Source organism: Nostoc sp. T09 (assembly GCF_002154695.1).
Classification (GTDB): domain Bacteria; phylum Cyanobacteriota; class Cyanobacteriia; order Cyanobacteriales; family Nostocaceae; genus Aulosira.
The window spans coordinates 26,717-38,309 of record NZ_MTAV01000003.1 but is presented as its reverse complement, the minus strand read 5'-3'; the positions used below and the strand labels follow the sequence as shown (position 1 = coordinate 38,309).

Genomic DNA, 11,593 nt, shown 5'->3' with positions numbered 1-11,593 from the left:
ACTTAGATGGTTAATGCTCGCTTGTTTAATTGCAGTTCAATGCGATCACTTGGTAATGGTTCAATTACTTGAGTGGTGAGATTGTTCTTTGCTAACGACAAACGAAATTCTTCAACACTACCCACAGCCTGGAGAAATTTGTTGATCAATCCTTCAAATATGACATCTCCTCCCGCCGCGGTGGGCAGCATTATCTGCGGTTGCAACCACTTTGCTACTTCTAAAGCACTGTTTGTTCCTTTAATAATTGGCCCCACTAAAGGTAGTGCCAAGTCAATCAGGGGTGTAATTACCACATCAACTGGTGCAGCCTGCTTAATTTGGGGGTCATGAGTTCCGTGAGGGCCGTAGTACAAGGTTAAACCACTCTCCAACTCTTTGAGGAGATAACCATTTTCTACTGTATTCGGGCCTGCAAACATACCAGGAGTAGCTTTGATTTCTACTTGATCATTGAATATGAAAGTTTCACCGTGAGTAAGCGCTGTGATAGAGGTGTAACCCAACTTCTGCACTACTTTTGCTGCACTCAAAGAAGCCACAACTGGAATTTGATGATCGAGCTGCTGAAGTGTTGGTGGATGAGCATGGTCTTCCAAACCTTGAGACAGCAGAATCAGGTCAATATTCTCTGGTATTGGCCGTTCTTGCGGTCGAGTACCTTTAAATAGCCAATCTAAATTGCTGAAGGTTAATGTACCAACTAGCCAAGGGTCAAGTAGTATGCGTTTGCCACCAATTTCAATCAACCAACTATTGCTGTCTAACCAAGTTAAATGCATAGCACAGTGAAGATAACACCTGCCTTATATTATGAATTGCTTTTTAATTCTTAACAGAGTAGGAGTTTCAAAAAAACAACTTAAACCTTGCTAGCTGGGCTTTAATTGCGCCTGTAAGGATTTTATTCAGTTCTTTACTGTCTTGGAATTGGAGAATTTGCTGCTTTGGTAAATCAAAAGGAAAGTCTCCTTCTAAGTCTGGGCGTTGCATTTGCGCTAGTAAAATTTGTTCCGATCGCTTACTTTGGATGGCATAGCCCATTTCAATACAGACATTTGGGCTAGGAATCAATTGCGTAGTTTCTTTGCCATTAATGCTAGTGATCGCTGTGGTGTCTGCAATAAACAATAAACTCTTACGGATTTTTCGCAGAATACCGACAGAAAGCCGTAAAGGACCATTGCTAGGACGGTATGATTCTACTAATGCTAGGGGAAGGCGCGATCGCAAGTTCAAAGTTTCTAAACTTTTTTGTACCCCTTCTCGCAAAGCATCACTCGCTGCGGCATACTCAGTTTGATAGCATAAAAAAATTGTTGGGTCTAATTGAGCTAAAATCGCCTGCTTAGTGAAATAAATTTCATGGCTAATCAAGTCAATATTAGCTACGCAATAGCCACCACTACCTTCAATATAAAATTCAATATTTTCCCCTTCCAGATAGCGCCCAAACCAAGTCGATTTCTTTACCTCATCACTGTCTTCTAAAAAGTCTGCTCTTAATCCCGATCTCAGCAGGCTTTTTTTACTCAGACGAATGTCTGGCTGACGTTTTTCCAGTTCGGGAATCGGCTCATAATCTTGAATGTACCATGCTCTGAGCGCAATAATTGACATAAGGCGCTATTTCAACTGACTTTTGCTATTCAACTTCGTACAAGCTTATACCAATTTTGCTTCAGGTAGTCAAAAGTCTAAAGTCCAAAGTCGAATGGAGCTAAGATAAGCCGACGCGGGGACGTGGGAAAAATTCATTCAAAAATATCTCCGTACCATTCAGTCCAGAGTCTCAAATCCAAGAACTACTGACTATTGACCCTTGACCTCACAGAATGCAGCGAAGGTGAGTATTAAACAAAACAACACCCAAACCTCTACTCCCTGAACACTTTCCTCTGATTGTTTATCCTAGCCAGGGATGTACTAAATTCCATCACTTTAGTAATAAAGCAATGAAAAGTAGTTACAGCGCCCCCTGATGTTTAGTATTTGAGGAAATATCAGTTTTCGCGTTGGGTGTTGCTGTTTGTTGGCGAGACAGACGTAAAATCAAACAGCGTATACCTCTAACTTAATTTCAAATGCAGCTGTTATATCTGCCAGGGAAGCTTATTAGCTTCAATTACTAGATTAGCACCTGAGAATTGTTAGAGTCTTTTTTGCTAACAAACTTTACTTTTGCTATTGATAAATATTGTCGAAATATGAAGTGATTTTTTACAAATCGCTCAAATAATCTCATGCAAATTTTTATCTCACTGAGCTATTGCTCATTTATTGCTTAAGTTTTAAAAATTAGTTTTAACCTGCCATCTTTCAGAGGATGGGAGTAAAGAATTGATATATTGACTATTGACTTTGCATTGTGGATTAAGGGCTATCTCCATCCAGAACTCTGTACCCTTACCAACTTCTGACACACAGTCAATGATTCCACCATGTTTTTCAACAATAATCTGGTAGCTGATAGCTAGCCCCAGTCCTGTACCCTTGCCCACAGGCTTAGTTGTGAAAAACGGGTCAAAAATCCGCCTTTTTACGTCTTCTGTCATTCCCGGCCCATTGTCGGCAATCCGAATCAGCACAAAGGAATTATCTGCTGAGACTCTAGTTGAAATACATATTGAAGGGATAAAGGATTGATTATTGTCTGCGTGCATTTGCAAAGCATCAAGAGCATTGCTAAGAATATTCATGAATACTTGATTCATTTGTCCGGCATAACATCTGACTAACGGTAAGTCACCATAGTCTTTGACTACCTTCACACCGGGGAAATTGACAGTGGATTTCAGGCGATGTTGCAAAATTAGTAAAGTGTTGTCAATGCCTTCATGTAGATCAACAGGTTTATGTTCCGCCTCATCCAAGCGAGAAAAATTGCGTAAAGATTGGACTATTGAGCAGATGCGATCGGCTCCAACTTGCATAGAAGAGATAATTTTTGGTAAGTCTTCTGCCACAAACTCCACATCAATCGCTTTTTCTAACGAGCGAATTTCGCTATCGGGTTGGGAATAGTGCGACTGGTAGAGGCGTAAAAGTTTTAGTAGTTGTTCGGTGTAGTCATTGGCGTAAGACAGATTACCGTAGATAAAGTTAACGGGATTGTTAATTTCATGTGCTACACCTGCAACTAACTGTCCCAAACTAGACATTTTTTCGTTTTGAATCAATTGTGTTTGTGTTTGTCGCAGTTCATATAAAGTTCGCTCTAACTGTTGAGCTTTAGCCTTGGCCTGATTTTCCGCAGTATGGCTTTGTTCATAGAGTTGTGCTTGCTGAATAGCGATCGCTGCCTGATCTGCTAACTGTAGCATTAACTCAATTTCTGCATCTTGCCAATTTCGCGGACGATCGCATTGATGAGCAATTAGTAATCCCCATAGTTGCGTACCCATGTTGATGGGAATAATTAAGTTAGCTTGCACTTGCAGATTCAGCAAAAACTCGCGATGACAATCACTTAAAGTAGCTGTGGACACATCGTTAATTGCCCGCACTCTTCCCTGAACGTAAAGACTAGCATACTCATCAGGAAAACATTCTGGCGGTGCTTTGATTCCCAAAACTGATGGATAGCTGCCATTGATTTCTTCTACGATTACATGACCATCAGATTCACCTGATAACTGGTAAATTAACACTCGGTCAGAATTTAGCAGGGGGCGGACTTCCTGCACAATAGTTTGCAGGGTAATTTTTAAGTCTAATGAACTGCGTATTTGCTCAGTGATTTGCTTGATCACTTTGGTAAACAGTAATGATTTTTCTAGTTCACCAGTTTGCTCCTGCACCCGCTGTTCTAGGTTAGTATTCAGTAGCTGCACCTGTTGGTACATTTGCTGCTGCTGAATTGCCATTGAGAAGTGATAGCCCAAGGCTTGTCCTAGAACAATATCTTCAAGTTTCCATTCAGGTGCTTGGCCTTTTTTCTGTTCTCGCCAAACATCAAAGGAAAGCTGGGGTTGTCTTTGTCGCTGGTTTTGATCGCAGCGTCCAGCCCACAAGATTTCGGTATCAAACTCTGGACGAAAAATGCTGAGAACACCGAGAAAACTATTGCGGTAATATAGCGGAATTACCAAGATTCCCCGAATCTTAGTAGGTTGAAACCCCACCGCTAAAACTCGCAAATGCGTTTCTTTGTAAAGGTCTGGAATTGCTAAAACCTGACCTTGTTTGCACTCAGCTATCCAGTTTTGCCATACGGGATGCTGTTCAATGACAATGTTTTTTGAATCGTGAGGTAATTGTGGTTGTTCGCCACAGGTATAGAGTTCTCTACTCTGCTCAATGTAAAGTCTGCCACCTGTACCACCAAAAGCCGTAATAGTAGATTCTAAGGCTGTTTGGAATTGGATTGTCGGCAGTTGGTTCAACAGAATGGCAATTTGGTTAATTAGGGCTTGTTGTTGTCGCTGGGAACGGGCTTCCGAGAGGAGATTGCTTTGCGCGAGCGCAATTTCTACCTGATCGGTAATTTGTTGTAATAATTTCAGTTCCCAGGGCAAAATACTTCGTGCTTGGCTGTGGTGTGATACCAACAATCCCCAAAGTTCTGGCTTCGCTGATTTCTCTTTCAGGTCGCGATGTAAAATTGGCACTACCAGCGAAGACTGTACGCCCAATGCCGTTAAGTATTGAATATGACATGGGTCTACTTGTCGATAGTGGATATTCTCTGTTTCTAGGGGTTCGTTGGTTTGTGGTGAGCAGAGTGGCGATAACCCAATTTTGCCATTAGCTACATCCACAATTGCCCTTTGTCGGGCTGCGATAAACATCTCTCTTGACTGCTGGGGGATATCATTTGCCGGAAAGTGCAACCCTAATAGAGATGGCAACCTCTGCTCGTAAATAGACTCGGCAATAACTTCACCGCTATCATCACTATCAAACCGATAGACCATCACTCGGTCTGTACCCAAAAATGAACGAACCTCAGCAACAGTAGCTGTTAATATTTCTGGGAGTTCAAGCGATCGCCTAATCTGGTTGGTCATTCTGTGCAGTAAACCCTCTGGATCAAAGGTTTGCTGCAACCCACTTGGTTGCTCGGTAAATGCCATTAGTTATATAAACTAAAGTAATGTATAAAAATAATCTTCAACTTTTCCTTAAATAAAGTTGTTCGCTGAATTTGATTTAACCTGTTTCCAGAAATATCTTCTTGTCAGGGAGATATTTAAAACCCTTAGTTGGCTTTACTCTTCTCTATTCAAAGAAAGAGAAGACTGCATGGAAAAGGTCTATCGAACTCATGCTTACCTGAATTTCCTACGGAAAATCTTGAAGTTTCAAAGCTAAATGCTTAAGAAAAAGTTAATTATTAAACAATTAATTTTATAACCTTAAATCTTAATATGTATACGGTAATATTATGCAAATTAAAAAATTTCACGTTTTTTTCTATGGTTAGTATAAAGCTTTACATTAAACCTGAAATTTCATTTGCAAAGGAATAATTAAATCTCACGAACGCTACAGAGTGAAAGCCTATTTAATCAGGGGAATAACTAAATTCCCCTCAGGCTGTGAAATACCAAGCGTACAATGTAATTAATGCTGCAAGTATTTTTCGGCAATTGCTGTCACAGATAATAACTTGCAGATTTCTTCACGTACACTCATTAGAACTTTACCAAGATGGTTTTGACCAGTTTTATTTGCACCACAGCCCCAGAAATAATCTTTTGGGGAGTTTTCCACTAAAATTTCATTGCCTGTAGATAGGAGAATATCTCGAATCTCAGCATGAGTGAGAAACTTTTTGAGTACAGCTTCTCGCATTACCTGAGTTTTGACAAGTTCCCAGTCTGCACGGATTTGGCGAGTACTACAGCGGCCTAAAGCAGCAGCTTCTTCTGGCGTTTGGGCGTTATGGATCACGGGTATAATTACCGCATCTATGCTGCCAACAAACTTTTGTGCTTGGTAATAATGCTCAACCGTTGGCCAGTAAATACCTTGGATTTGAATTCCGTGAGGAGAAAAATTAGAAAAACAGCCATAAGGCTGCCAAACCTTATAAAAGTAAATAGTCATTTGAAAATTGCTCTTGAATATCAACTTATATCATGCCTGTATATGGTGATTAGCGTCTTCAAGGACTCCCTAACAGCAAATTGTCCACTTTAAACAGAACGCTAGCATTTGCCTCAAGACAGAAGATATTGCTCGCCAAAAAATTCTATGGTGGTAAAAATGCCTGTCTATGAGGTTGAGTATGGAGGCCAAAAGTGAGAGCATTAACCGATCTACGCCGCTAATTACTGCTGGGATTTTCCTTGGTTTAGGTCTAGGAGGGTTTATCGATGGTATTGTGCTGCATCAAATTCTCCAATGGCATCATATGTTAAGTAATGTTCGACCCCTAAACAGCACCTCAAATATAGATTTGAACATGGTATGGGATGGGTTATTTCATGCTTTAGATTGGGTGATGACTGTGGTGGGAATAGCCCTGTTATGGCGGGCTGGCGGGCGTGATGATGTTCCTTGGTCATCACAAACTTTTATCGGGTCTATACTCCTCGGTTTTGGATTGTTCAACGTAGTTGAAGGGCTGATCGATCACCAAATTCTTGGTATCCACCATGTGAAACCAGGACCAAATCAGTTAGCTTGGGATTTGGGATTTCTCATCTTTGGTGCACTACTTGTTGTCATTGGTTGGCTCATGATAAAAAGTAGCAAATTACAAAATAGTCAAGAGTCAAAAATCAATGGTCAATAGTCATTAGTTATTTATTCCTTGTCTCCCTTCCCTTCCCATCTCCTTGATCATCCTCTATGTCCACAGACACCTTTGAAAAAACCAGCTGGGATTGGCAGCTTTCTCAGTTACAACAACAAGTGGGAGAATGGATAGAATATCAGTTTTCCCGCTTAGAATCAGCATTACCAGGATTACCTCCTGGTTGGTCAATAAGTCCTTGGCTAGGTGAATTGCTGAAGCTGCTGTTTTGGCTTGTACTAGGTGTATTCGTAGTTTGGTTGGTTTGGCTATTGTGGCGAGAATTCAGTCCTTATTTGTATTCTTGGATGAATAGAAGAGGCAATCATACTGCAACTGGCAAAACAACCATGACCAGTGAGTTATCCGTTAGTTTGTGGTTGGCGCGATCGCAAGAATTTTACCGTCAGGGTAATTACCGAGAAGCTTGCCGTTGTTTATATCAAGCAATATTGCAGCACTTGCATGATACTAGCGTTGTTCGCCACCAACCTAGCCGCACTGATGGCGAATATTTACAATTTCTGCGATCGTCTGTAACGCCCATCCAGCCCTATGAAACTTTAATTACTACTCACGAACAATTGTGTTTTGGCGATGCTGAAATTTTGCCCGAAAATTATGAGCATTGCCAGCAGGCGTATCGAGAAATTGCTGGGGATTAGGGAGATGAGGAATAAATTACTAATGACAAATGACAATAAGTTCAGCATTAACTCGTATACAATATGAAGCGTTCAAACCGCTTGGCTTGGCTGGGAGCGATCGCTCTGGCGGTCATCATTTTAGTAAGCTTGATAGCGGCTCCCAGAAACACCACAATCAGTAATGGTTCCACCTATAACCGTGCTGCGGATGGCTATGGTGCTTGGTATGCTTTTATGCAAGAGCAAGGAACTTCAATCAAGCGCTGGCAAAAGCCTTGGGATAATATCAAAGCACAGAAAAGCCCAGTTACCTTGCTACAGGTAAACAGCAATCTCAATCCACCAATTATAAATTCGGAAAAACGCGGATGGATAGAAAAAGGTAATACCTTAGTAATTTTGGGTGTGCGTTACCAAACAACAGCAGCAGACTTTAACACTATGCAAAAATCGCCCTTTGGCGATGTGAAGATTGCTACACGCAGACGGCAACAGAAAGCCGAGCAAAAAGAAGTTTATTTAGGCGATCGCTTCGGTGCTGTGGTTTGGCAACAAAAGTATGGCAAAGGAAAAGTTATTTTTTCGACAACTCCCTATTTAGCAGCCAATGCCTATCAAGATTATTTAAGTAATTTTAAATTTCTTGCAGATTTGGTCAGCAAACAAAATAACGCCATCTTTGTTGATGAATACATTCATGGCTATAAAGATGCTGATGTGCGCAAAAAAGAAGGTAAAGCCGACTTATTTAGTTATTTTGCTCATCAACCCTTAATTGTGGCTTTATTGCAGGCAGGTATTTTGTTGCTAGTTCTAATTTGGGCGCAAAATCGCCGCTTTGGTAAACCAGTAGCCTTAGAAACACCTATTTTAGATAATAGCGAAGCATATATCCAAGCTTTAGCAGGAGTCTTACAAAAAGCTGAATCCACCGATTTTGTTGTGGAAATGGTGGGCAAAGAAGAACAGCTACAACTACAAAAGGCTTTAGGATTAGGGGAAATCTTACTAGAACCCCAAGCCTTGATTGATATCTGGGTTGAAAAAACAGGTACTAGTTCAATAGAACTAGCTACAGTATTAAAGCGACAATCGCAAAAACGCCCCATGAGTGAACGAGAACTGTTAAGCTGGTTGGGGCAATGGCGAACCTTAAAAGAAATTAAAAATTCTAAATTAAGTTTTTGAAATTTTTGATAACGCTAATTGCATCTTTGCATAAGTATTTAATAACCTAATATGAGCGAAATTCATTCTAGTTTAATTCACCTGGGAAAAGGGCTTAACCAAATAATTGTAGGACAATCTAGCCTTGTACAACAGCTACTAGTGGCACTGCTAGCAGGTGGACACATAATTTTAGAAGGAGTACCGGGAACTGGTAAAACACTTTTAGTCAAAGTGTTGGCACAGTTAATTCAAGCAGAGTTTCGCCGGATTCAATTAACGCCAGATGTGCTGCCATCAGATATTACTGGTACAAATATTTTTGATTTGAATAGTCGCAGTTTTACTCTAAAAAAAGGTCCAGTTTTTACTGAAGTACTACTAGCAGATGAAATTAACCGCACTCCCCCTAAAACACAAGCGGCGCTGTTAGAAGCAATGGAAGAAATGCAGGTAACTCTAGATGGTGAAAGTTTACCTTTACCAGAATTATTTTGGGTAATTGCAACACAAAATCCTCTAGAATTTGAGGGTACTTATCCCTTACCAGAGGCGCAACTAGATCGGTTTTTATTCAAATTAGCCGTAGGTTATCCCGAACAAGCTGCGGAAAAGCAAATGTTACTCAATCGTCAGGCTGGGTTTGCGGCGCGACGTGGAGATATTAATCGTCTCAAACCCATAGCAACAGTCAACGAAATTTTACAGGCGCGGCAAGCAGTCAAAGAAGTTAAGGTATCTGAGGCGATTATTGATTATCTTCTAGCATTGGTAAAAACATCACGCCAACATCCCGAATTAGCTTTGGGTGCATCGCCACGCGCAGCTGGTGCTTGGTTGCAGACATCTCAAGCCGCTGCATGGTTAGAAGGAAGGAATTTTGTGACGCCAGATGATGTTAAAGCCGTTGCATCACCATTGTTGCGTCATCGTTTGATTCTCAAGCCAGAAGCAATGCTGGATGGTTTACAAATTGATGCTGTAATTGCGTCGGTAATTAATCAAGTTCCAGTTCCTCGATGAGAGATGAGGATGAGTCAGTAAATACAGAATGCGAAACCAATTGAATAGTTTAGTTAATTTAAAGATAATTCATCGTCTGAAGAAAGCAATATCAACGATTCCTGCTTCCTATTTTTGGATGAATTCAGTAGTAATCCTGTTAGGATTTTATACATTAATTTCTTTACCACTTGGTTTATATTTTGGATTTTTGAAATTTAGTTTGACCCAATTAACATTAGAAAAAATCCTCAAAATTTTATTAATTTGCTTGTTTACACCTGCAATCACCGAGGAGATATTTTTTCGAGTTTTACTGTTGCCTCATATTACAGAGGATGTTTCAAGAACTAAAAACTGGCTTTGGGGATGTATAAGTTTGGCAATTTTCATTGTTTACCATCCTCTAAATGCTTTAACAGCATATCCAGCTGGATTACCAACATTTATGAATCCAGTTTTTTTATTACAGGCAGCACTTTTAGGAATTATTTGTACTATTGCTTATTTACAAAGTGGGTCTTTGTGGCCATCTGTTGTGATGCATTGGGTGATTGTAGTAGTCTGGTTAGTATTTTTTGGTGGCTATGAAAAACTGAATACTTGATTAATTTATTAAATTTGTAGATATCAAAAATGGTTCCAGCAAGCAGAGTTTATTTGTTATTAGTTATCGGAATTGCGATCGCCCCTATCTTAGCCATGTTTTTCGGTATTCCGGCAAGCATTGCGATCGCACTGTTATTTGATGCCCTCGTCCTAGGATTGATGATTGTGGATGGTTTGCGGGTGAGGCGCGATCGCGTGCAAATTAGTCGCGAAATTCCATCGCGATTGTCTATTGGTCGAGATAATACCATCGTGCTAAAGGTAACATCGGAGAATGTTAATGCTGCCATCCAAATCCGTGACTACTACCCCACAGGCTTTGGTGTTTCTGCACCGGAACTAAAAGCTAATGTAGCGATGAACAGCACCCAGGAATTGACATATACCGTCAACCCAACACAGCGGGGAGAATTTTCTTGGGGAAACATTCAGGTACGACAATTGGGATTTTGGGGATTAGCTTGGGATGATTGGCAGATTCCCCAAAATCTGCGGGTGAAAGTTTATCCAGATTTAGTGGGGTTGCGATCGCTTTCAATTCGTCTAGCACTACAATCTTCTGGATCGATCCGCCAACGCCGCATGGGTATTGGTACAGAGTTTGCCGAACTGCGTAACTATCGCACTGGTGATGATTTACGCTTGATTGATTGGAAAGCTACTGCCCGTCGAGTCGGGGCCTATGGCAATACACCACCATTGGTAAGGGTTTTAGAACCAGAACAAGAGCAAACTTTGGTGATTTTGCTCGATCGCGGAAGGTTAATGACAGCAAAAGTGCAGGGATTGCAGCGATTTGACTGGGGCTTAAATGCAACTTTGTCCTTAGCTTTAGCGGGATTACATCGAGGCGATCGCGTCGGAGTGGGTGTATTTGACCGTCAAATGCATACATGGATTCCTCCCGAACGCGGTCAAAATCATCTTACGCAGTTAATTGATCGGCTGACTCCCGTTCAACCAGTATTGCTGGAATCTGATTATTTAGGAGCAGTAACCAATTTTGTCCAGCAGCAAAGTCGCCGGGCACTAGTAGTATTAATTACCGACATAGTTGATGTCACCGCCTCTACCGAACTCCTCGCCGCCCTTTCTCGGCTAGCGCCCCGTTATCTGCCATTTTGCGTCACACTCCGAGATCCACAAGTCGATCGTCGGGCACATAGCTTGACTGAAAATGTCACAGATGCTTATATTCGGGCAGTAGCTTTAGATTTATTAGCACAGCGACAAGTTGCATTTGCCCAATTAAAACAAAAAGGTGTGTTGGTACTTGATGCACCAGCTAATCAAATTACAGATCAGTTGGTTGAACGATATTTGCAACTCAAAGCACGGAATCAATTATAAATAGACACGTTCGTGTCAGGTTGCCGCAGGCTAGCGGCTTCTTGTAGGGTAGAACGTCAAAGAAGAGAATGTGTAT

General features: G+C 41.0%; 10 protein-coding genes. 6 read left to right on the top strand and 4 right to left on the bottom strand.

Annotated elements, in window-relative coordinates; translation table 11 throughout:
* Window positions 1-2: 2 nt before the first annotated feature.
* The 4 genes from BV372_RS02220 to BV372_RS02205 all read right to left on the bottom strand — a co-directional run bounded on the left by BV372_RS02220 (window position 3) and on the right by BV372_RS02205 (window position 6,051).
* Window positions 3-782: an MBL fold metallo-hydrolase gene (locus tag BV372_RS02220; protein WP_086682597.1), complete on the bottom strand. Its 780-nt coding sequence runs from the start codon at window positions 780-782 to the stop codon at window positions 3-5.
* A 67-nt stretch (window positions 783-849) separates the two neighbouring features.
* Window positions 850-1,620, bottom strand: a complete 771-nt coding sequence (locus tag BV372_RS02215) for a hypothetical protein (protein WP_086682593.1) — start codon at window positions 1,618-1,620, stop codon at window positions 850-852.
* A 671-nt stretch (window positions 1,621-2,291) separates the two neighbouring features.
* On the bottom strand, window positions 2,292-5,075 hold the full coding sequence (locus BV372_RS02210) for a GAF domain-containing protein (RefSeq protein ID WP_086682590.1): 2,784 nt from the start codon (window positions 5,073-5,075) through the stop codon (window positions 2,292-2,294).
* A gap of 490 nt (window positions 5,076-5,565) precedes the next feature.
* Window positions 5,566-6,051, bottom strand: coding sequence for an NADAR family protein (locus tag BV372_RS02205; RefSeq protein ID WP_086682587.1), 486 nt, complete (start codon window positions 6,049-6,051; stop codon window positions 5,566-5,568).
* A 181-nt stretch (window positions 6,052-6,232) separates the two neighbouring features.
* On the opposite strand from BV372_RS02205, the gene BV372_RS02200 reads away from it, so the two are divergent.
* The 6 genes from BV372_RS02200 to BV372_RS02175 all read left to right on the top strand — a co-directional run bounded on the left by BV372_RS02200 (window position 6,233) and on the right by BV372_RS02175 (window position 11,517).
* Window positions 6,233-6,742, top strand: a complete 510-nt coding sequence (locus BV372_RS02200) for a DUF2243 domain-containing protein (protein ID WP_086682583.1) — start codon at window positions 6,233-6,235, stop codon at window positions 6,740-6,742.
* Between the two features lie 56 nt (window positions 6,743-6,798).
* On the top strand, window positions 6,799-7,407 hold the full coding sequence (locus BV372_RS02195) for a DUF4129 domain-containing protein (protein WP_086682580.1): 609 nt from the start codon (window positions 6,799-6,801) through the stop codon (window positions 7,405-7,407).
* Between the two features lie 63 nt (window positions 7,408-7,470).
* A complete protein-coding gene (locus BV372_RS02190; protein ID WP_086682577.1) occupies window positions 7,471-8,577 on the top strand; it encodes a DUF4350 domain-containing protein in 1,107 nt (368 codons plus the stop codon).
* A gap of 51 nt (window positions 8,578-8,628) precedes the next feature.
* Entirely contained in the window at window positions 8,629-9,579 is a 951-nt protein-coding gene (locus BV372_RS02185; RefSeq protein WP_086682575.1) for a MoxR family ATPase, read from the top strand.
* Window positions 9,580-9,619: 40 nt separating this feature from the next.
* The gene (locus BV372_RS02180; protein WP_218776668.1) at window positions 9,620-10,165 is read left to right on the top strand and encodes a type II CAAX prenyl endopeptidase Rce1 family protein; all 546 of its coding nucleotides are present in this window, start codon (window positions 9,620-9,622) and stop codon (window positions 10,163-10,165) included.
* 29 nt (window positions 10,166-10,194) lie between these two features.
* Window positions 10,195-11,517 carry a DUF58 domain-containing protein gene (locus BV372_RS02175; protein ID WP_086682571.1) on the top strand — a complete coding sequence of 441 codons (1,323 nt, stop codon included), beginning with the start codon at window positions 10,195-10,197 and terminating at the stop codon, window positions 11,515-11,517.
* The last annotated feature ends 76 nt before the right edge of the window (window positions 11,518-11,593 follow it).